Here is a 20,140-nt window from a genome sequence, read left to right on the forward strand (position 1 = left end):
TCGATAGTTACGCGCCCCACTTGGCCGTATGCATTTGACTGTCCAACGATGAGGCGGGGGTCAATTGCATTGACGGTTGCATATCTTTGTGTTGCTCGTCGCTGAAACCGGTCTCGCGCAGCACACTCAATAGTTCACGCATATGGGTCAGCGCTGCGCGTCCGCGTATGCCGATCGCTGCGAACAAGTCTGCGATCTGTGTGCTATCGGGCGTAGGAGAGGCGTTTAACATGGCTAATCCGTCGTCAGTTTGCATGATCACCGATTCCAAAGTGGTCATCACTTCGGCCTGCATGGCAGCTCCTATGCGTTCACGCTCCAGATTCGCCGCAAGTACTTTCTGGCGTTCCTGCTCGGCGCGCAACGCCTCCTCACGTTGTTGCAGCACTAACGCGTTCATGCCTCGTGAACGGGTCCATCGGGCGGCGGCGATACATGCAAATCCGATTACCATCACCATGCCTGCCGGGACCAGACCGTGGAGGATAACGGTCCATGCGGCTGAGGCGTTGCGTCCTGGGATAATCAGTTGAGCTACGATATGCCATAAGCCGGTCCCATTCCATCCGGCTGCCATTTTGATGCCGAACGTCCAAGAATCGATTGCCATAGCCATGCACACCCAGCGCCATGCCCGCTCGCGGCCGTACAGTACGGCGGAATATACGGATACCAAGGCGAACATGTTCACGAACAGAGCATTGGCCGGCATAATGGAAGAGGGAAGCAGAAGCTGGACAAAAGACACGACCGCCATCGCCAAGGCGCTTGTCTCGGGAAAACGACGGCGGAACGCCAATGGCGCAAGCAGCGCAATGGTCAACGCGGTGGTGAACGTCCGGTCGGGCAACATCCAATGTATGCCGTCGGCGGCCAGAAGACGCAGATCGTTATAGGTGGTCGAATTGAGCAGCAGCATCAATGCCGCAGCTGTGAGCATATCCATCAGCAGATAGTGGCGTTCGGTCCATTGAGCGAGCCGGCCAATCCAATCGGATCGATGTGGTGAACCGCCCTGCTCGAAGTGTTTTGATCGAAACAATGCCGGGAAGCGTGTGCCGCAGAATCGGATGACACGGCGCGAGACAGCCGTCAAACGTGTCCATGCGCGTGTCCCAATAGGAAGGATGCTCGGAGCGATGTTATGGGATTCGTCAATGTTCGGGAGTGAGGACGAATCCGAACGATTGTCTGCACGCGTGGGCAGTGCGCCACAGATTTCGGCGGGGGCGGGGGCATGCGCGGAGAGAAGAGGAATCGACGCTGATACTTGGAATCCTCGTTCATGCTGCGGCCCGGCCGAAACCGTACCACCAAGAGCTGCGATGCGCTCGCGCATGCCGATAAGACCGTAACCTGGCCGATGTCCATCCAGCGCGGCTTTGGCTCCGATTCCATCATCCGTGACGGTTACGGAAAGTGCACTATCCGACCAATGCTCGATAATCGAGACCTGAGCCCCGGCACCTGCGTATTTGCGAACGTTCGTCAGAGCCTCCTGCACTAGGCGGAACACCGCTTCGCTGGCCTGAGACGATAATCTGTCGGGTTGTGCACGGCCGGTTATGGTGCGTGAAACGTTGGTTGGGCTGTTCAATAATGATGGGATATTGTCATATGCGTTCGCACTGCCATCGGCAGTGACGTCTGTCTGCGTGCCGAACACCGAGAATACGCGCTGCATGTCATGCTGCGCACGCACCGCCTCATGACGAATCGTGCCCATCGTGCTACGGGCCAAATCAACATTTTGTGCGCCGGCGTATCTGCCACCATCTGCCTGCACAATAATCGTTGACAATGTATGGGCCACCACATCGTGCATGTCTCGTGCGATGCGGGCCCGTTCGGCGAGCGCAGCGATGCGTGCCTCCTCGACGTCTCTTGCCTCGATGGCGGCATTGCGTTGCCGCATGGCGGTAAGCGTGGCACGTCGCGCACGTTGCCATAATGCCATCACCGCGATGCTTATCGCGCTGGCCGCGATTGCCGCAGCCATAATCAGCGAGTCCTCAAGTATCTTCATTCCGCAATTGCCGGCGTTCGGTACGATACCGCTCTTGCCCGGACAGACTGGCAACGTGACGGCGGTGGGGAGCCAAGCGGTCCAAGTTATGTTGAATCCGGCCGCTGAACCGAACAGTGGTCCGATGTTGAACGTCACTCCCCACACCGCGCCAGCCAGTAGACTCATCATCAACGACGTAACGACAAACCGCACGGTATGGTGAGCGTCACCGTATACCAATACGGAATAGAGCATGATCAGCGCGAGGAAATCGCTATAGATGATTGCCGGGCCGACAAACAAATGCACTACAGTAAGCCCAACAAACAGCCATGCTGCGATTCCCGGGCGAACTCTACGCAAGGTCAAGGGGAGGGCATTCGGCAGACTCCACAGCGCAGTCGCTAACTGCGATGAAGGAAACAGGAGTCCAGGATTGGAGGCAGGATCGGTACTTGCGGCCATCAGCGAGCTGAATGTTATCAACAGCACAGCCAGCAGCGCATCGAACATTACTGTGCGGGTCGTTTCGCTGCGAATCCATGTTTTCATGCGTGTACAACAATCCGCTATTCCCATAAACCTCAAGGCTAATCCGTTTTCTGGCCGTGCGATGTCACTCTCAGGACTGATTTGTGGACTAAAGTCTTGAGCCATGACACTTCTGAGCAAATATTACGTGCCCGGCCTCGCCATCGAGGACCATTCCATTGATGTGCCGTTGGATTGGGAAGGCAATGTACCCGGGCAATCATTCGACGGTGAATCCATCAAACTGTTCTACCGTGTAGTCACCACGCCGGAGCACGTACATGACGATCTGCCGCTTCTCGTGTTTCTGCAGGGAGGCCCCGGCGGTGCCGGTCCACGTCTGAACAGTCCTACCTCCGACGGTTGGATCGAAGAGGCTACGAAGCATTTCCGTGTGATTCTGCCCGATCAACGCGGCACGGGCCGTTCTTCACGCGTGGATACGCATACGATGGCTCGTCTGGCTGCCGCCGGCATGGATGCGCGCGGTCAAGCCGATTTTCTGAAGAAGTTCCTCGCTGATTCGATCGTGCGTGACTTCGAGCATCTCAGACTCGCCGAATTCGATGGCAGACGATGGGTGACGATGGGGCAAAGCTATGGTGGCTTCCTCACGCTGACGTACTTATCCCTCTTCCCATCAGGTGTGATCGCCAGTTTCACCACCGGTGGTATTCCGCATGTTCCGGCCGATGCCGCTGAGGTGTACGAGCATACGTTCCCGCGTATGGCGCGCAAGACGGCACAGTTTTATGAGCGCTACCCGCAGGATGAGGAACGAGTGGCGGCGATTGCCGACCAGCTGCCTACCGCGGCTGAAGTGTCGCAGTTCGTCGGCACCCTCACCGATTCGGTCCTGAACTCGGTGGCGGGCAGCGATATCGAGCATCGACTGGGCATTATCGCCGGTATGAAAGCGCACGGTTTCCCGCTACTGCCGAATGGGGACCCTCTTACCATCGAACGATTCCAATGCCTCGGTTCCGATTTCGGCATGAAACCGAGTTTTGAGCGTGTCCATTGGATTCTCGATGACGCCTTCCTGAATGGCGACGGTTCCGCTTCCGTTGATTCGCCGTTCTCCGATGAGTTCCTGACCAAGGTGATGAACGCCACTTCGTCGCGCCCGCTGTACTGGCCATTGCAGGAGTTCATCTATGCCGACGGCGATATGAGCGCGCCGATCCGGTGGGCGGCACAACGTGTTCGCGACACCCACCCCGAATTCGGAGCTGATGTACGTCCGATGAACTTCACCGGCGAGGCCATGTTCCCGTGGATGTTCGAGCAGGAGGCGGCGCTGCGCCCGTTCAAGCCGGCGATGGATGTGCTCATGGAGGAGACAAGCTTCGGCCGTATCTACGATGTCGAACAGTTGGCCATGAACGAGGTGCCGTTGCAGGCCGCCGTCTACTTCGACGACATGTATGTGGATTCCGGCATGCAACTCGATACCTTGAGCCGTGTGGGTAACAGTCACTACTGGACCACGAATGAATTCGAGCATGACGGACTGCACGGCTCGCTGGTGTTCAAGCATCTTTGGGACGAGGCTCTCAACCGCGGAGACCTTGAGGAACTGTTCTGAAAGGAATTGCCATGAACAATCTCACTATTGGATTCATCGGATACGGCAACATGGCTCAGGCCATCGCACAAGGGCTGGTCGATGCCGGCGTAGTGAACGGCGGGCAGATGGTGGCCTGCGCCGCCCACTTCGACAAGTTGCAGAAGAACACGGCTGCATTGGGGGTGCGCCCCTTGCATAATCCGTTGGAGGTCGTGACGGCCGCGGACGTTATTATCATTGCCATCAAGCCGTACCAGATTGAATCCGTAGTTACGCCGCTTGCTGACGAACTTGCCAAGCCTGGTAAAATAGTCGTCTCGATTGCGGCCGGCTGGGACCTCAAGAAATATCAGGACCTGTTCACCACCGAAGACGGCGCATCCGTCGACTCTCTGAACATTCATATCCAGTGCACTATTCCGAATACGCCGATGGCAGTGGGCAAGGGCGTGCTGGTCACCGAATCCGCGAACACGCTGACTGATGAGGAGACGGCGACCTTTGAACGTCTGTTCGGACCGATCAGCCTCATCGAGCGTGTGGATAGCGCACATATGAACATCGCCATGGTGGTGGCCGGCTGCGCACCCGCGTTCACCGATATGTACATCGAAGCATTGGGCGACGCTGGTGTCAAATACGGGCTGCAACGTGCCACCGCCTATCGTCTGGCCGCAAAAATGGTTGAAGGCGTAGGCGCTCTTTACATGGCCACTGGCATGCATCCCGGTGCCATGAAGGATGCGGTCTGCTCGCCTGGCGGCACCACCATCAAGGGCGTCGCTCAGCTGGAGAAGGATGGATTCCGCGGAACCGTCATCGACGGTGTGGACGCCATCGTCGGGTGACGGGACGACGAATCGGATATGGAATAACCAGACTGCGGTCGCCGAGGTAATCGATCTGCGCCAGCCGACCAGCATCCAGCAGTGCCGGCGGTGCTATTGCTACAGCGTTAACAATTAACAGGAAGGGGCGGCAACCTACCATGTTCAGTATTATCGACATGTTCAAAGTTGGAGTGGGGCCAAGCTCCTCGCACACCGTCGGGCCCATGCGAGCCGCACAGGCGTTCGTAACATCGCTGGGGGAGACGGGCAGACTGTCTGCCGTGCGGCGTGTGCGCATCGTACTGTATGGTTCTCTGGCGCTGACCGGCATCGGACACGGCACCGATCGTGCGGCCGTGGCTGGACTGGAGGGTAACCTGCCCGCCACAGTCGATACGAAACATGTCATGACCATCAAGCAGGAATGCGAGCGGCACGGCACTCTCACCTTGGCGGGCGGGCATACCATTCGTTTCGACTACGAGCATGACGTGGTTTTCGAGCTTTGGCAGCGTCTGGCGGCTCATCCCAACGGCATGCGATTCCAAGCGTTCGATGCGGCAGGCAGCTTGGTTGACGAGCAAGTGTGGTATTCCATCGGCGGTGGATTCATACGGCAGGGACATCCCGACGATCATATGATTGGTGTTCACGACAAACCGACAGCGGGGGAGTCCTTCGCGGACGCCGACGAGTCGACTACTACGGATTTTGGTCCACAAGCCCCTTATGATTTCGGCTCATGTCGTGAACTTATGGACATCTGCAAAACGCATGGTCTAAGCATCGCCGAAGTGGTGTGGGCCAACGAAACGGCATTGCGCCCGCAACAGGCGGTGCGAGACGATCTGCTCAATATCTGGAAAGTCATGCGCGAGTGCGTGCACCATGGTTGCACAAGCGACGAAGCCACACTGCCGGGTGGATTGGACGTGCCCCGACGCGCGCCAAAAATGTATCGAAGATTATCGGGCAATGGTGATGTCCTCAACCGTGCACGCCGGCTCGACGAAGCTCTGGAAGAATCGGATTCAGCATGGGTGAACCTATTTGCGCTCGCAGTCTCCGAAGAGAACGCCGGCGGCGGACGCATCGTTACCGCACCTACCAACGGTTCTGCGGGCATCATTCCGGCGGTACTGCTGTATTACTGGCATTTCGTACATGCCGCTGATGAGGAAGGCGTGATCCGATTCCTATTGACGGCCGGAGCCATCGGATATCTGTTCAAGCGCAACGCTTCAATATCCGGTGCCGAAGTAGGATGCCAAGGCGAAGTGGGATCAGCCTGCTCCATGGCTGCTGCTGGCTTGGCTGCGGTATTGGGTGGAACTCCTGAGCAGGTTGAGAATGCCGCGGAAATCGGCATAGAGCATAATCTGGGCCTGACCTGCGATCCTGTGGGTGGATTGGTGCAGATTCCCTGCATTGAACGTAATGCCATGGCTGCGAACACTGCGATCAACGCCGTACGTATGGCCATGCTCGGCGACGGTTCTCATATCGTCACGTTGGATCAAGCCATTGCAACGATGAAACAGACCGGAGAAGATATGATGGCCAAATACAAAGAGACCTCCAAAGGGGGTCTGGCCGTCAACGTTGTGGAATGCTGAATATTCTGTAGTTGAGTGTCTCATAACGTCCAGCTGACCTTTAGACTGGAAGTCATGTCTTTAACAATCGGAATCGTCGGACTGCCCAATGTCGGCAAGTCCACCATGTTTAATGCATTGACCCGCAACAATGTGCTGGCCGAGAACTATCCGTTCGCCACCATCGAACCGAACACGGGCATCGTGCCGCTGCCGGATGATCGACTGCCCGTGCTGGCCAAGCTGGTCAACACCGAGAAGATTGTGCCCGCCACCGTGACCTTCGTAGACATTGCCGGCATCGTCAAGGGCGCATCTGAGGGCGAAGGCTTGGGCAACAAGTTCCTCGCCAACATTCGTGAGGCGGATGCCATCTGCGAGGTCGTGCGCGCATTCGAGGATGACGATATCGTGCACGTCAACGGCAAGGTTGACCCGGCCGACGACATCGACACCATCAACACCGAGCTGATTCTCGCAGATCTGCAGACCATCGAAAACGCGCTGCCGAAGCTGGAGAAGGATCTGCGCGGCAAGAAGATCGAGCCGGCATATATGGAGGCCGTCAAGCAGGCCAAGACGATTCTTGAAGCCGGCGAGACCTTGGACAAGGCTGCGCGCGAAGGCCGCTTCGACAAGGATTCCGTCTATGACTTGCATCTAATGACCGCCAAGCCGTTCATTTACGTGTTCAATGTGGATGACAACGAGCTGGCCAACGACGAACTCAAGAAGAAGCTCGCCGCATCCGTGGCTCCGGCTCCCGCTGTGTTCCTGAACGCCCAGTTCGAGGCTGATTTGACCGAGCTCGATGAGGCCGATGCCCGCGAAATGCTGGCGGATGCTGGTCTTTCCGAGTCCGGTCTTGACCAGCTGGCTCGCGTGGGCTTTGACATTCTGGGTCTCCAGACCTTCCTGACCGCAGGTGTCAAGGAAGTGCGCGCATGGCAGATCCACAAGGGTTGGACCGCCCCTCAGGCCGCCGGCGTGATTCACACTGATTTCGAGAAGGGCTTCATCAAAGCCGACATCGTCTCCTACGATGACTTCGTCGCCGCAGAGGGTTCTATGGCCAAGATCAAGGAGGAGGGCAAGCTCCGCCAGGAAGGCCGCGACTACGTCATGCAAGACGGCGATATCGTCGAGTTCAAGTTCAACGTCTAAGAAGTGATCGTTGGGTAGCATCAAGGGTCTTGGAATCGCTAGAATTCCAAGACCCTCGTTTATTTCGGCCATACGGAACTCTTCAGGGGGCACTTCCATCTCGAATCGCCGTACCGGACTCCATTGGCGGCTCCTCCGGGTTTGTCCCAGACCTCGGAGTCATGCCATAGACAGGTCTTCAGTCAGCGGCTGCCAACCGCTACGGACGGGTCATCAGATAGTTGGTGAATGAGACAGTCCCGATTGTCGGATGCCGAGTCTCGACCGTGCGGAATCCATGACGGGCAAAGAACGGATGCGCGGTGATGCTGGCGTGGACGGCGAGACGTACGATACCATGGTCGGCCGTGAATTGCTCCACTCGCGCAAGCAGCAACGTGGCGACGCCCAGACGCCCGTACGCCGGGGCGACGAACAACATGTCGATGTATCCGGAGTCGTCCACGTCGATGAAACCGATCGGAGTGCCGATTGCGGAATCGGGCGAATCGCCGTCACAGGCGTCGTCGGCCAGTGCGGCGACCCATGTATGCGCGGCCATCCGACGGATATTCCATCCGGCGGCCGAACCTGTTCGGCTGGCCCACATGCGCGTCTGTTCCGTATCGTAATCCCGTGACGCCGTTTCGAGGATAGCGCGACGGAAGACTTGCATCGTTGCCGTCGCGTCGGATGGCCGATACTTCCGGATGATGACTCGCATGATGTCTCAGTGTAGAGGGCATCGGCACCATCGTGGAACGGTTCGGCGACCAGTTGGTTCTCTTCGAGATCGAGTTCCATGAAGCCAGCGTGACGATCGATCTCGTACATTCGGGTGCCTTGAAGCTCTAGATATGGCCAGATCCCGCGATTTCATGAATTGATCATTTCATTGGGCTTCTTTGTGGCTTCATCGACGCTTCCAGAAAGGAAAGGAGCCTTCCGGGTTGCGCACTGTAAGGAGGCGTGGAAGGCTGCTCTTGGTTTGAATCCTATTGCGTGACCATGACCGTGCGCAAGCCGGTTGCCGGCGACGGCGCTCCTGCTGCAGGAATATACTCAAGATGGAGATTTAAGGCATATGAGGTATCGGATGGGAGGTGCGGTAGCCGGAGTTGAGCCGGTTCTTCGGAATCATCGTTCGCATGATGTATCAGGATGAGAGCGAACATCACAAGCCGCACGTCCATGTGTATTAGGTGACTTCAAGGCGTCCATCGGCATCGACGGCGAGCTGTTGGCCGGCTCCCTTCCCGCCAAGCAGTACAAGCTGGTGGCAGCATGGCTCGTGTTGCATGAGGATGAGCTGTACAAGGCGTGGAACGAGGCCGTGTCCGGACTCCGTTCGACCGTATCAAGCCGCTTTCGTGAGGAAGGGAGCCCGTCATGTTCGAGGTAAACGGCATCCTGTATGCGGATGAACCCGCTCGGGAACTGGAAATCCGTTCGGCTCGCGTCACGGATGACCACATCATGCTGGTGACGTTTTCCACGGGCGAGACTCGCCTGTGCGATTTCACCGAAATGTACGACGATGTTCCCGCCTTCGCCCCGCTGCGGGATGAGAAGACGTTTGAGGGCTTCTGTATCGATCACGGGGTCCTGACCTGGTGTGACGGCGACATCGACATCTCTCCCACGTATCTGTACGAACATTCGTATGAGTACGCCGCTCATGGCGAACTGGTTTCGGTGTGATGTCGTTAAGCGACATCACACCGAGTTCAAGTTCTCACCAACACCTAGGAAGTGATTACCGGGCAGCATCGAGTTTTAGATGGGGAACATGTCCTAGAACCTCCGCGCTACGTGCGCTACCAATGGCAACATGGCAACGGCCAGCATGAACGTCATCGCCAGAACCGCTCCCGCCGGATAAACGCTGTACGCCCAGCCGTATGCGATCTGCCCAAGAGGCTGGACGCACATGCTCGTGGAGAGCGCGAGCGACATCACTTTGCCGGTCATGTCCTCGGGGCAGCTCATCTGGATCGCCGGCACGGCGATGAGGTTCGCGAGGGTGATGGCGACCATGGTTCCGCAGGTGCTTGCCGTGAGCGTCGCAAGGCGCACTCCATCGCCGGCGGGAAGCGCCATGACGAGCGCCTGGGGCAGGATGGTGAGCGAGAAGGCGGCGATTGTTGTCGGGAATCGTCGCTTGGAAAGCGACTTTGCGGCCCGTCCTCCGACGAGTGCGCCAAGCAGTCCGGATGCTCCCACGAGACCATATGCGAGACCGTACGCCGTGGAGCCGAACCCCAGCGCGGTCCGCACCATGTAGGGGAAACCGACCTCCGCATAGCCCGTCACCAGAAAGTTGAGCGCAGCGCAAAGCAGTACCAGATACAGTACATGGGGGCGCTCGTGAGTGAGGAAACGCCCGGCGCGCACAAGGTCATCGAGGGCCGAAGTGCGCCCATCGTCACCGCGTTCGGGAGCGCCGAGCCGGATGAAGCACTCCACGACTGCGGCCGTGCCGAATCCCACGATGGTGACGCCCATCATGGGCATGGCACCCACCGCCGCGTAGAGCACGCCGCCGAGCACGGCCGGCACGAGCGTGCTCGTCTGGTTCACCACGTTCACCACGGCCATCGCGCGACGCATCACGTCCTCGCCGTGGGAACGGAACATCTGCGGCAGCGCCACCTGCACCGTGGGCGTCTCCATGGCATCGAGCACGGCGAGCACCACTTGCATCACGGCAATCGCCGCCAGATTGAATCCGGTGGCCGAGAAAACCGCCGCACAAACGAGCACCGTTACGGCGGAGAGCGTGTCGAGCGCCACCATGACGGTCCGGCGGTTCCTGCGGTCCGCCACCACACCGCCAAGGGGCGAGAGCAGAATCGTGGGCAGGATACTCGCCGTGAGAATGGAGGCGAACGCCGCGGCCGAGCCGGTCTCGTCAAGCACCCACATGGACATGGCGAACCGCAACATGAGGTTGGCGAAGAGCGATATGCCGAGACCTGCGACAAGCAGATAGAAGTCGCGTACGCGAAGAGGGTCCGCGGCTGGGCTGCTTTGCGGTTGAGTCGTGTATTCGGACGTGTTCGTCATTATTGAATTCCTTTCCTTGGCGTTCATGGACATCCACTCAGACCGACCGTCGGTCTGTTCTGGTGATAAAAAATGCGCCATGGCAAAGGACGCACAAACGTCCTTTCGCTGGGGCGCCATAATGTGCAAACCAGTGTGCCCGGGTACGGCCTATGCGGACGCCGTTTCCCCTTCTGGCATCAGGGCTGTGAGACCCTTGACCGCTCGTGGGATGAGCGTCTCGTCGAATACCGGCACGCCGATGGCGTCGAGCATCGTGGCGAGGCAGCGGATACGCCGTTCCATGTCGGTGCAGTCGGTGGGATAAAAGCAGGGCATGAGCCAATAGTTGCCGAGGAGCGAGAGCAGCTGCGCCGCCTCTTCGGGATATGCCGTGGGAATCGAGCCGTCCTGCACGCCCATATCGATGAGCGAGCGGAAGGACTCCGGCAGCCTTGTTGACCAGAAGCGCATATTCGCGGTGAAGAACGCGGGATCCTTGAGCAGTGCGAGCTGGGATCGAACGAGATCCAAGTGATCGGGGGCGTCCACGGCGGAAATGACGAGTGCGCGCAACTTCTCCAACGCGCTCATGCCATCACGCTCGATGAGTTCGTCGAGGAGACGCGCGGTGACGGCCCACTCGTCGGCGTTCAGCTGGTCGAGAATCGCCTCCTTCGATTTGAAATGGTGATAGAGCCCGCCTTTGGAAAGACCCAGATCGTTCAGGATGTCCTGGATGGATGTTTTCTCGTAGCCCTTCTCGGCGAAGAGCCTTCGTGCGGAATCGAGGATTCGCCGTTCGGTGTCCTCGTGGTGCGTATGGTGCGCCATGACCTCCTCCTTTCCCTTCGCTTCCCCAGAGCATACAGACCGTCGGTCGGTCTGTCAAATGGTCGAATAGACTATCACGCGCTGTGCTTGCATATCCACAACGCGGCAGGATAGAAAAGACTGACAAGCATCGAGCTCGAATTCAATGTGCCTGAGGCCAAATAAATGACCTTTGACATGACATGATTGCACTGTCTGGATGACTATCCGTCGACTGTGCAAGTGCGAGGGAATGGGCGGCTGTTGTGGTACTGCAAGCCGGTGACATTCAAGTTCAACGTCTAAGAAGTGATTGCTTCATAGCGTCGAGGGCCTTGGGATCCAAGTGATTCCAAGGCCCATGTTGTTTTATCGCGCATTACCTCGCCTCGTCTCAGCTCAATGGTGCGGGATGTGAATGCTGACATGTATCAGTCACGATATCTCTCACACGTGGGAGTGGGAAATGTGGTCCGTTCGTTAGATGGACGGGCTTCGAAGTGAAGAGATAGAATGCTGTGCCGAATGGAGCCGTGGCCGGCAAGGAGTATAGCTTTATGAACATCCGTGAATCGTTCGAGCGTATCATGAGCGAACAGTCGAATATGGCTTTGGCCACGGTGACGTCGGACGGCGTTCCCGATGTTCGTGTCGTCAACTTCTGCTGGCGGGCCGACACCGGTCGCGTTTACTTTTCGACGTTCCCCGATAACGACAAAGTGCGGGAAATCGAGGCGGATCCACATGTCGCTTTCACCACCGTGCCGGCCGCCGGCAACGCTCATGTCCGCGGTAAAGGCGTCTGCCGCCGCAGCGCACTCACAATCAGCGAGATTGCCGGCGACTTCATTAGGAAGGTTCCCGCTTATCGGGGCACTGTGGAGCGGTTCGGCGACCAGTTGGTTCTCTTCGAGATCGAGTTCCATGAGGCCAGTGTGACGATCGATCTCGCACATTCGGGCACTTTGAAACTCTAATTCATTCCGAAAAACCGTAGGTTCGCGGTTCCAATCTTCGTATGGGTAGAGTTGAACGATATCTGTTTTCGGCTGTGTTATCGTGCATAGATAGAGCTGGCGTTGCTCCCGGACGATGGACAAGTACCCGGTTTGACAAGACTTGCCATACATGAGGAGTACGACGGTTATGCCTTGGTTTGTTCTTGTAGTTTCTGGCATCTGCGAATCCGTGTGGGCTATCGCACTTGACCGCTCCGAGGGATTTTCCCGACTGATCCCCACTGTGGTGTTTGTGATTGGCCTCGTTGCCAGTATGGGTGGACTCGCTTTTGCGATGAAACACATCCCTATTGGCACTTCATACGCGATATGGGTTGGTATCGGTGCGGCAATCACTGCCGTTTACGGCATGCTCAGCGGAGAGGAAGCCGTTTCACTAATGCGGATCCTGCTCATCATTGGGCTGGTCGCCTGTGTCATAGGGTTAAAGCTCATTGATTGATGACGGATATGCAGAGCTCGTTCCCCTCACTAGGGGGGCGAGTCTTTCCATGTTGTCGCTAGAGAACAATGTAATGCCATTGTGCAAGCCGAGTTTCTTTACCGCAACGTCTTACGGGATATCAGCGCAACGATTCCGAGAGTGGCGATAATGATTGCGGCTGCGACGCCGAAGCTGCCGATCATCGCTGATTCATAGGCGCGGGAAGCTACCTGCCGTATCAGCTTGCCTGTCACGCTAGTGAATTCAGTCGCCCGCTGGAAGTCCAGTGTCACGGAACCCGCGGATTGCGAGTTCAGTCCGACGGATTGTGCGAGATTATGGAATCCTGTCACATACAATCCGCTCTGTATGCTGCCGAAGATTCCTACGCCGATGATGGATCCGAATTGTCGGAATACGGTCAGCAGACTAGAACCGGCGCCGGACTGTTCAATAGGCACCCGGCTCATGGCCCAGGTCAGCATCGCCGGTTGGCCTGCTCCCAATCCGAATCCGGCTATGATCTGCCCGATCAGTACTGTCGATTGCTTCGCCGCTTCGTCATGCCACCACATGGCGGCGCCAATCGTCAGCATGCCAGCGGCCAGACATCCCAAGGCCAGCAAACTCGTACCGCGTGAACCGATCTGAGAAACAATCCCATCGTTCAACCAGGACCCCACGATGGACGCGATGACCAGTGGCGTCAATAGCATTCCTCCGACCAGCGCGTCGTGACGCAGTACGGTCTCCAAATAAGCCGGCATGATGAAGATGATGCCGTACATCGAGAAATTCAGCATCATTAACGCTGGCGCGCAGGCCGCGAATGGCGCGTCCTTCATTAATCCGAGTTCCATCAACGGATTGTGGGATGCACGATCGTGCAGCACGAATCCCGCTATCAGCACCATGCCGATTGCCATCGGAATCCAAGCGTTCGCCGCCAGAACACCATGTTGTGCATTAACCAGACCGGCGGAGAACAGGGTGAATCCGGCGAACATCATCGCGACCGATATCCATGGCATATGCAACGACCGGGATTCGCGCGACGCGCTCGTCTGCGGAACATTTATGTGGATGACCATGATTACGGCAAGGAACACTATGCCATCAAAACCAAAGATGCCGCGCCATCCCAGCGTTGCGGTGAGCGCTCCGCCGACGAGAGGGCCGAACGGTACGCCCAATGTGCCGGCTATCGCCCATGCGGTCATGGCGCGGGACAATTCGGAACTGCGGAACAGGATGCCGAGCAGTGCTTGTCCCATTGGAATGACCACGCCTGCACCGGCACCCATAATCGACCTTGAGATGAGCAGCATTGGTATGTTCCCGGCAGCAAGACCAATCACGGACGCGACGACGAACATTCCTAGTCCGGCAAGCATGGTCTTCAGATGGCCGAGTCTGTCGCCGAGGAATCCCGCCAGTAGCACCACGGCTGCGAACACAAGATTGTAGCTGGATACGACCCACTGCTGTTCCGCCATATCCGCTCCGAATGACTCGGTGATATCCGGCAGCGCCACATTGAACGCAGTGGTGTTGATCATCATCACCAGTTCGGCTGCACATAAGCATATTAACGATCGATTCTGATCTCTCTTCGTGTCGTCCATCGATTACCTATCTTTAAGATACTAAGAAGTTTCTTATGAACAACATGCGATTATAGTTATCGGCAAATAAGAAACGCCATAGTATCCTGTATGTGGTATTGCAAACAATTGTTATCCACAACACCCATGTCACTGGAGATGAGCCCATGGAAGCGAACACCTCACCAAAACAGACGCGCCGCAGAGGCAAGGCTTTGGACGTAGCCATTCTGGAGGCCGCGTGGGAGCAGCTATCCGTGTGCAGCGCCGAAGAGTTCACCTTCGAAAACGTGGCCATCAGGGCGCACACCAGTAAGCCGGTACTGTACCGACGATGGCCGAATCGCACGGAATTGTTCGTGGCCGCCATGAAGCAGCATCGTGTCCATGCCGCCATCGAGCGGCCGAATACCGGCACGCTCAGGGGCGACGTCATCTCCATTCTCCGGCAGCTCAACAGCAAGCAGTCCGATGCGGTGATGGTGCTTGCCAAGTTCGGCGTCTACGCCAACTGGCTCGGCGTGAGCGCACATGAACTATACGAGCGCACGATGATTAGCGACCAGCCCAGCATCATGATGGCCATCGAAAACGCGCGGTCGCGTGGAGACGTCACTTGCGAACTACCGGAGTCTTTGCTGCGTATGCCCGGAGAACTCGGACGTGCAATCATCCTGCGGGATATGCGCCCGCTATCCGAAGCGGACATTGTCGCCACGGTTGACGAGCTGTTTCTTCCGCTTGTCGACCATTACGAGCGCCAGGCGCGAGCCGCAGCCGACAAGTAAGTAATGTGTCGAACGCAGCAGCCGAAATGACGGAAAGCCCGCACGGGGCCTCCAACCCCTGTCATATACTCAAGACGGTTCGTTAGCGCGCACAAAACAGCGCAATGGCTATACAAGACTGTAAATAGCTAGGGGATAGGGAACCATCGCATGAAGAAAAGCTTGCTATCGATCGCCGCAGGGGCGTTCGTACTCGGTGCGGCCGAATTCGTGATGATGGGCATTCTGCCGCAGACGGCAATCGCAATGAATGTCTCCATCCCAACCGCAGGCCACTTCATCTCCGCGTACGCCATCGGCGTGTGTGTAGGCGTCACCATGCTGGTGTTCGGTCGCAAGACCAGTCCAAAACATCTGGTGCTTCTCTTCATGGCACTTGCCTTGGTCGGCAACGCGTTGAGCGCTGCCGCGCCGAATGCCATCGTTCTTGTTGTCGCCCGATTCGTTGCGGGCCTACCTCATGGAGCGTTCTTCGGCACAGGCACGGTGATCGCCAAAGCGCTCGCCGACAAGGGGCGTGAAGGCAAAGCGGTATCGGTGATGGTCACAGGCCAGACCCTTGCCAATATGCTTGGTGTGCCGGCCGGCACGCTGCTTGCCGAATATCTCAACTGGCGGCTGGCCTTCATTATTCTGGCTCTTGGCGCAGGACTCACTATCGTCCTGACCTTGGCTTGGATGCCGCTTATCGCAGCAGTGTCAGATGCCGGGCTCGCCGGTCAATTCCGATTCCTCGCCAAGCCCGGACCGTGGTTGGTACTTGGCGCTGTGTTCGTGGGTAACTCTGGTGTGTTCTGCTGGTGGAGCTATGTATCCCCATGGCTGCAGAAAACCGGTGGCTATGATTCACAGCTTGTTCCATTGCTGATGATGCTTGCCGGCTTTGGCATGGTGGTCGGCGGCCTTGCGGGCGGTCATCTTGCCGACCGTTGGCTGCACTCGGTGACTGCCGCAGTCGGCCAGACAATCTCCGCGGCGGGTCTGTTGATGGTGTTCTTGGTGCCCGGCAATCTGGCAACTTGCGCGCTGTTGACGTTCTGGATTGCGTTCGGCTTGTTCTTCATCAATGGGCCTCAAATGTTGTTGATGGCTGAAGCCGGCAAAGGCGGCGGCGAACTCATTGGCGGTGCAACAGTACAGATCGCTTTCAACGGCGGCAATGCAGTCGGTTCCTTGATCGGCGGCATGGCGTTGAACGCCAGCGGCATGAATTATCATGCCGTCGGTTTAGCCGGTCTTCCGTTTACATTGGCTGCGGTGGCGCTGCTTATCATATTCGCACTGCGTTTCGAAGGTCGTAGCCTTCAGCGCTAGTTTGTTGAATGAGCTCGGGAGACAGCCTCATTACGTTCGAGTGAATTGCGGATTCAGGATTATTGTTCGGATGCATTTACATAGTCGAGCGTTTGCATGAATTCGTTGACTACTTTTTCCAATCGTGGCTTGATGTCAAGGCTCTTATTGTGCTTGAGCCGGTAATACAGCAATTCGTAAAATCCACCCATGCTGACCACAACCTCCTCGAACGTTGCGTCCCGGGGTTCCTGCCCGATATAGGTGAACGCCCACCGCGCGTTGAAGGCGAGCACCTGTTCGGTGAGCTCGCGGCTTTTGAGTATGTCAAGCAGGAATTGACGCCATCCTTCGTCCTCTGTCAGTATGGAGAAGAAATGAGTACCAATGGACACGAGCTTTGCGGCGTCCGATGATGGGTTGCCGGTGCCGTGATTCGGTAGGCCGAGTTGCCTGATGGTCTCGCCAAGAAGACGGGTCATGGAATCGACAGCGAGCAACTCCTTCTTGGGCCAATGGTATTGCACCAATGCGCGGGTGATGCCGCAACGTTCGGCAAGAAGCGTGTAACTGGCATGCGTATAGCCGACCTCATGGAACAGTGAGAATGCGGTATTCGCGATGCCTGATCGCATCTCCTCGTTTCTTGGCCTGACCATGCCTGCGCTCCCTTCGCCAACTGAATGTGGTGGCCGATCCTGCTCCTGCTCGCGTTTCTCCGGGATATACCCGACCATACGCTCTGACTGTCCAGCTTATCGTTCGACTCGCTCAGCGTCAAAACTTGACGCGTATAGGTTTAGGTTTTACTCTACACATATAGGCTATACGCATATAGTCAATAGTGATGCGTCCTGCGATATACATGCTGGCGACACAGTCAAGGAAGGAGACGGGAACCCGATGTACACCATCGATCAGGTCATGCAGGTCATCTATGCGAATCCGATGTTCGCGGTGACCGCGTCATTCATCACCTATGGATTTGGATTCGTGCAATACGGAGCAAGCATGTTCATGCAGGTCAGGAACCGGCGTTGTCCGTTCTATTTCTGGATGCATTGCTGGTATTTCGGCCACGACATCACGTTCTCGCTGCTGTTCCACCAGTGGTTCGTGGAGATCGGTTATTGGCTGTTCGAGGTGCTATGCGTTGGTTGCATGTGCTTCGTGCTCATCGAGATCTTCTCGCTGTACCAGTCCGTGAGGAACGAGCGTCAGGAGATCTGGGGCGGGTATTACGCCGGTCGCGCCATTTCGGAACGCTCGGCATGGATGCGAGGCATCGCCGGATATGCAATCGGTGCGTTGCTGTTCTGCTGTATCCGTCTGATCATCGGTGATGTGATGTGTCTGATCCTCATGGCCTCCACCAATGCGATTCTTGCGCTTATGGTGCACTTCCGCTCCGAAGAATTCGGCATACGCGAGCCCGGAACCATATTGCTGGCATGGGCGACACTGCTTGGTACCGTCTTCACTTTCGCGCCTAAGGGCATCGGCTTCTTCGCCACGCTGATTGCGCCGTTGAATACGCCGGCTTATTACGCCATCGGCGTCCTATGTGTCGCATGTTCCGTTCGCGCGGTGTGGCTCGCGCATACGTTGCCGACCGTGCGCCAGCGCCCGTAAAGAGACAGACTTAGCAGAATAACGATCCCAGAAACAACCAACAAGGAGGTTGTCATGCTTGATTTTCTCAACCATTGGTTCGCCCGTTATCCGGATACATATACCATTGGCCAGTTCGTCTATTCCTTTAGTCCATCCAATCCCAGGTTTGCGTTGACTGTCGCGGTCGCGGCAGTCACCTTCGCTATCGGATTCTTGGAATACATCTGGAGCTTCCGGCTGGTCCGGGCCGAACGAAGCGCGCCCTATCCGCTGTACATGCATGCCTATTATTTCGCCATCGATTTTATGGGGTTTATCGTCTTCGCCTTGGCGGCGGTCAGAACCAACGGATTCTGGCTGTTCGTCGCCGCTTCGATCGCTGAAGTGGTGTGGGTGTGCTTTGAGGTGTACAACCTCGTCAAATGCGTCACCGTGGAACGTGAAGATATCTTCGGGCACCTCTATCCGGATGGCGTGCCGGTCAAAGCCGCAGTAGGACGTATCATCGGAGCCATTCTCATCACTTGGACATGTGTGAACCTGTTCCGTGTTTTCCTGAATGATCCATGCATGTTCAAGTGGTACATCTTCACCAACATTGTCATGGCCATTGGTCCTGGACTCTATTGGGAAAAGCGTGCCACCCGCATTGGCGCCAGTTGGACCCTCGCTTGGATCATCCTTGTCGGTACCGTGAATTCGTTCCTTCCTGCCAACATGTGGGCTTTGGCTTCTCCGTACTTTACGTTTGCCAACAATCCGTGGTTCTATCTGGCCGGAATCGTCGCCATCGGTTTCGCCGTCCGCAATCTGCTGGTACTCAGGCGACTTCCCGCCAAACCGGTCATCTGCGAGGCGACGGGACGTAAGACGATTCTCTGATCATTCGGCGCTGGTGACCATTGCGGATCGCATTGGTGTTGAGTACTGACCATCATGCGTCGAAGCTGATGGTCAGCGTCCGGCCCATGCCATGGGCCAGTGCCTCCAGCGTTTTGAACGATGGATTGATATGCGCCTGCTCGATGCGCTGAATGGTGATACGCGAGACGCCGGTGGCATCGGCCAACTGCTGCTGGGTCATGCCGCATTCCTTGCGCGCCTTGAGCAGCGCCGCGCCTACCTCGGGGTAAATACGCTCCTTGCTGGGCTTGTTCGCCTGTGGGCTAATGTACGGTGTCGTTGTGTTCGTCATGGCAACAATCCTCGCTTGTGGAATATCAATAGCGTCGTTGCGTGCAATTGCCGAATCGATGATTCGTGGCAATGAGCAACGGGCTTGCGTGAAACCCGTCGTATGCAGTGCATGCCTTGTTTCTACCACGATAGCGCATATTCGTAGGATGCCTATCGGGTGAGGAGGGCAGAAGCGACAGACAAACGTATGAGGATGGATGATCGCGCGGAACGACTGCATGACTTGATTGTGCGGGGAATGCGATGATGGCACGCGAACGGCCTAGTTTTCCAGCATGATAGGGAAGAATAAAGCGACAATCGCACCATAAGGGGAGGAAATATGACGGATATCGACCTGACCAATATTGATTTGTCGAATCTTGATTTGTCGGCATTGGATCGAGTGGCTGTATGGTATGGGAACCTGCCGGATGTCGCTCAAAAGGCGTTGAGCATCGTCATCGGTGCTGTTGTGGCATACGTCGTCTTTAAAATCGTAGCCAAAATCATCAAGGGGATCATCATATCCGCCATTGCCGCGATACTGGCGTTCCTGTTGGCCACTGTGCCGGGCAACATGATTCTTTCGAACGCTTACGACCGCGTGGAACAGCAAGTCACCGCCAGTCTCTCCCAAGCGCAGTGAAAATAACCTCTGTTCTCGATTTTTCCTTATTCAATACG

General features: G+C 56.8%; 19 protein-coding genes, 1 pseudogene and 1 riboswitch. Of the genes and pseudogenes, 13 read left to right on the top strand and 7 right to left on the bottom strand.

Annotation, left to right across the window (positions count from 1 at the left end):
* Positions 1 to 7: 7 nt before the first annotated feature.
* The gene (locus CUU80_RS01255) at positions 8 to 2,560 is read right to left on the bottom strand and encodes a sensor histidine kinase (RefSeq protein WP_165775778.1); all 2,553 of its coding nucleotides are present in this window, start codon (positions 2,558 to 2,560) and stop codon (positions 8 to 10) included.
* A 103-nt stretch (positions 2,561 to 2,663) separates the two neighbouring features.
* Between CUU80_RS01255 and CUU80_RS01260 the strand changes: the two genes are divergently transcribed.
* From CUU80_RS01260 to ychF, 4 genes are all read left to right on the top strand, one after another.
* Positions 2,664 to 4,127 carry an alpha/beta fold hydrolase gene (locus CUU80_RS01260; RefSeq protein WP_100495535.1) on the top strand — a complete coding sequence of 488 codons (1,464 nt, stop codon included), beginning with the start codon at positions 2,664 to 2,666 and terminating at the stop codon, positions 4,125 to 4,127.
* A gap of 11 nt (positions 4,128 to 4,138) precedes the next feature.
* Complete coding sequence (proC, locus tag CUU80_RS01265; RefSeq protein ID WP_100495537.1) at positions 4,139 to 4,957, top strand: pyrroline-5-carboxylate reductase; 819 nt, start codon at positions 4,139 to 4,141, stop codon at positions 4,955 to 4,957.
* Positions 4,958 to 5,097: 140 nt separating this feature from the next.
* Complete coding sequence (locus CUU80_RS01270) at positions 5,098 to 6,555, top strand: L-serine ammonia-lyase (RefSeq protein ID WP_100495539.1); 1,458 nt, start codon at positions 5,098 to 5,100, stop codon at positions 6,553 to 6,555.
* A 54-nt stretch (positions 6,556 to 6,609) separates the two neighbouring features.
* Positions 6,610 to 7,698 (top strand): redox-regulated ATPase YchF, encoded by a 1,089-nt coding sequence (gene ychF, locus CUU80_RS01275; protein WP_100495541.1) that lies wholly within the window; start codon positions 6,610 to 6,612, stop codon positions 7,696 to 7,698.
* A 199-nt stretch (positions 7,699 to 7,897) separates the two neighbouring features.
* On the opposite strand, the gene CUU80_RS01280 is transcribed toward ychF, so the two are convergent.
* A complete protein-coding gene (locus tag CUU80_RS01280; RefSeq protein ID WP_165775779.1) occupies positions 7,898 to 8,287 on the bottom strand; it encodes a GNAT family N-acetyltransferase in 390 nt (129 codons plus the stop codon).
* Between the two features lie 606 nt (positions 8,288 to 8,893).
* Here CUU80_RS01280 and CUU80_RS11175 point away from each other — a divergent pair.
* Both CUU80_RS11175 and CUU80_RS01290 read left to right on the top strand, forming a co-directional pair.
* Positions 8,894 to 9,079 (top strand): annotated as a pseudogene (locus tag CUU80_RS11175) (DUF4160 domain-containing protein); the annotation flags it as partial.
* The gene (locus tag CUU80_RS01290; protein ID WP_100495545.1) at positions 9,067 to 9,378 is read left to right on the top strand and encodes a DUF2442 domain-containing protein; all 312 of its coding nucleotides are present in this window, start codon (positions 9,067 to 9,069) and stop codon (positions 9,376 to 9,378) included. The pseudogene CUU80_RS11175 and the gene CUU80_RS01290, both read left to right, overlap by 13 nt.
* A gap of 93 nt (positions 9,379 to 9,471) precedes the next feature.
* Here the strand turns inward: CUU80_RS01290 and CUU80_RS01295 are convergent, their stop codons facing one another.
* Together CUU80_RS01295 and CUU80_RS01300 are read right to left on the bottom strand one after the other, a co-directional pair.
* On the bottom strand, positions 9,472 to 10,743 hold the full coding sequence (locus tag CUU80_RS01295; RefSeq protein ID WP_100495547.1) for an MFS transporter: 1,272 nt from the start codon (positions 10,741 to 10,743) through the stop codon (positions 9,472 to 9,474).
* A 150-nt stretch (positions 10,744 to 10,893) separates the two neighbouring features.
* Positions 10,894 to 11,556 (bottom strand): TetR/AcrR family transcriptional regulator, encoded by a 663-nt coding sequence (locus tag CUU80_RS01300; RefSeq protein WP_100495549.1) that lies wholly within the window; start codon positions 11,554 to 11,556, stop codon positions 10,894 to 10,896.
* A gap of 536 nt (positions 11,557 to 12,092) precedes the next feature.
* Here CUU80_RS01300 and CUU80_RS01305 point away from each other — a divergent pair.
* Together CUU80_RS01305 and CUU80_RS01310 are read left to right on the top strand one after the other, a co-directional pair.
* A complete protein-coding gene (locus CUU80_RS01305; protein ID WP_100495551.1) occupies positions 12,093 to 12,512 on the top strand; it encodes a pyridoxamine 5'-phosphate oxidase family protein in 420 nt (139 codons plus the stop codon).
* Between the two features lie 88 nt (positions 12,513 to 12,600).
* Positions 12,601 to 12,662: riboswitch (guanidine-III (ykkC-III) riboswitch) on the top strand.
* A 19-nt stretch (positions 12,663 to 12,681) separates the two neighbouring features.
* The gene (locus CUU80_RS01310; RefSeq protein ID WP_100495552.1) at positions 12,682 to 12,996 is read left to right on the top strand and encodes a DMT family transporter; all 315 of its coding nucleotides are present in this window, start codon (positions 12,682 to 12,684) and stop codon (positions 12,994 to 12,996) included.
* A 98-nt stretch (positions 12,997 to 13,094) separates the two neighbouring features.
* On the opposite strand, the gene CUU80_RS01315 is transcribed toward CUU80_RS01310, so the two are convergent.
* Entirely contained in the window at positions 13,095 to 14,603 is a 1,509-nt protein-coding gene (locus CUU80_RS01315; protein ID WP_100495553.1) for an MFS transporter, read from the bottom strand.
* Positions 14,604 to 14,749: 146 nt separating this feature from the next.
* Between CUU80_RS01315 and CUU80_RS01320 the strand changes: the two genes are divergently transcribed.
* Together CUU80_RS01320 and CUU80_RS01325 are read left to right on the top strand one after the other, a co-directional pair.
* Positions 14,750 to 15,370 (top strand): helix-turn-helix domain-containing protein, encoded by a 621-nt coding sequence (locus CUU80_RS01320; protein WP_100495554.1) that lies wholly within the window; start codon positions 14,750 to 14,752, stop codon positions 15,368 to 15,370.
* A 150-nt stretch (positions 15,371 to 15,520) separates the two neighbouring features.
* A complete protein-coding gene (locus CUU80_RS01325; RefSeq protein ID WP_100495555.1) occupies positions 15,521 to 16,684 on the top strand; it encodes an MFS transporter in 1,164 nt (387 codons plus the stop codon).
* A gap of 59 nt (positions 16,685 to 16,743) precedes the next feature.
* On the opposite strand, the gene CUU80_RS01330 is transcribed toward CUU80_RS01325, so the two are convergent.
* Positions 16,744 to 17,322, bottom strand: a complete 579-nt coding sequence (locus CUU80_RS01330; RefSeq protein WP_165775781.1) for a TetR/AcrR family transcriptional regulator — start codon at positions 17,320 to 17,322, stop codon at positions 16,744 to 16,746.
* Between the two features lie 244 nt (positions 17,323 to 17,566).
* Here CUU80_RS01330 and CUU80_RS01335 point away from each other — a divergent pair, with 244 nt between their 5' ends.
* Entirely contained in the window at positions 17,567 to 18,295 is a 729-nt protein-coding gene (locus CUU80_RS01335) for a hypothetical protein (protein WP_100495557.1), read from the top strand.
* 54 nt (positions 18,296 to 18,349) lie between these two features.
* A complete protein-coding gene (locus CUU80_RS01340; protein ID WP_100495558.1) occupies positions 18,350 to 19,159 on the top strand; it encodes a hypothetical protein in 810 nt (269 codons plus the stop codon).
* Between the two features lie 52 nt (positions 19,160 to 19,211).
* Here the strand turns inward: CUU80_RS01340 and CUU80_RS10730 are convergent, their stop codons facing one another.
* Positions 19,212 to 19,472, bottom strand: a complete 261-nt coding sequence (locus tag CUU80_RS10730; RefSeq protein WP_165775782.1) for a helix-turn-helix transcriptional regulator — start codon at positions 19,470 to 19,472, stop codon at positions 19,212 to 19,214.
* A gap of 324 nt (positions 19,473 to 19,796) precedes the next feature.
* Between CUU80_RS10730 and CUU80_RS01350 the strand changes: the two genes are divergently transcribed.
* Positions 19,797 to 20,102 carry a hypothetical protein gene (locus CUU80_RS01350; RefSeq protein WP_100495562.1) on the top strand — a complete coding sequence of 102 codons (306 nt, stop codon included), beginning with the start codon at positions 19,797 to 19,799 and terminating at the stop codon, positions 20,100 to 20,102.
* The last annotated feature ends 38 nt before the right edge of the window (positions 20,103 to 20,140 follow it).

This window comes from Bifidobacterium scaligerum, assembly GCF_002802865.1.
In the GTDB taxonomy this organism is placed as follows: Bacteria; Actinomycetota; Actinomycetes; order Actinomycetales; family Bifidobacteriaceae; genus Bifidobacterium; species Bifidobacterium scaligerum.

Bases quoted from the DNA above. Each gene is read 5' to 3' on its own strand.
- CUU80_RS01255 (WP_165775778.1), bottom strand. From the start codon at position 2,560: ATGAAAACATGGATTCGCAGCGAAACGACCCGCACAGTAATGTTCGAT.
- CUU80_RS01260 (WP_100495535.1), top strand. From the start codon at position 2,664: ATGACACTTCTGAGCAAATATTACGTGCCCGGCCTCGCCATCGAGGAC.
- proC (WP_100495537.1), top strand. From the start codon at position 4,139: ATGAACAATCTCACTATTGGATTCATCGGATACGGCAACATGGCTCAG.
- CUU80_RS01270 (WP_100495539.1), top strand. From the start codon at position 5,098: ATGTTCAGTATTATCGACATGTTCAAAGTTGGAGTGGGGCCAAGCTCC.
- ychF (WP_100495541.1), top strand. From the start codon at position 6,610: ATGTCTTTAACAATCGGAATCGTCGGACTGCCCAATGTCGGCAAGTCC.
- CUU80_RS01280 (WP_165775779.1), bottom strand. From the start codon at position 8,287: ATGTGGGCCAGCCGAACAGGTTCGGCCGCCGGATGGAATATCCGTCGG.
- CUU80_RS01290 (WP_100495545.1), top strand. From the start codon at position 9,067: ATGTTCGAGGTAAACGGCATCCTGTATGCGGATGAACCCGCTCGGGAA.
- CUU80_RS01295 (WP_100495547.1), bottom strand. From the start codon at position 10,743: ATGACGAACACGTCCGAATACACGACTCAACCGCAAAGCAGCCCAGCC.
- CUU80_RS01300 (WP_100495549.1), bottom strand. From the start codon at position 11,556: ATGGCGCACCATACGCACCACGAGGACACCGAACGGCGAATCCTCGAT.
- CUU80_RS01305 (WP_100495551.1), top strand. From the start codon at position 12,093: ATGAACATCCGTGAATCGTTCGAGCGTATCATGAGCGAACAGTCGAAT.
- CUU80_RS01310 (WP_100495552.1), top strand. From the start codon at position 12,682: ATGCCTTGGTTTGTTCTTGTAGTTTCTGGCATCTGCGAATCCGTGTGG.
- CUU80_RS01315 (WP_100495553.1), bottom strand. From the start codon at position 14,603: ATGGACGACACGAAGAGAGATCAGAATCGATCGTTAATATGCTTATGT.
- CUU80_RS01320 (WP_100495554.1), top strand. From the start codon at position 14,750: ATGGAAGCGAACACCTCACCAAAACAGACGCGCCGCAGAGGCAAGGCT.
- CUU80_RS01325 (WP_100495555.1), top strand. From the start codon at position 15,521: ATGAAGAAAAGCTTGCTATCGATCGCCGCAGGGGCGTTCGTACTCGGT.
- CUU80_RS01330 (WP_165775781.1), bottom strand. From the start codon at position 17,322: ATGGTCAGGCCAAGAAACGAGGAGATGCGATCAGGCATCGCGAATACC.
- CUU80_RS01335 (WP_100495557.1), top strand. From the start codon at position 17,567: ATGTACACCATCGATCAGGTCATGCAGGTCATCTATGCGAATCCGATG.
- CUU80_RS01340 (WP_100495558.1), top strand. From the start codon at position 18,350: ATGCTTGATTTTCTCAACCATTGGTTCGCCCGTTATCCGGATACATAT.
- CUU80_RS10730 (WP_165775782.1), bottom strand. From the start codon at position 19,472: ATGACGAACACAACGACACCGTACATTAGCCCACAGGCGAACAAGCCC.
- CUU80_RS01350 (WP_100495562.1), top strand. From the start codon at position 19,797: ATGACGGATATCGACCTGACCAATATTGATTTGTCGAATCTTGATTTG.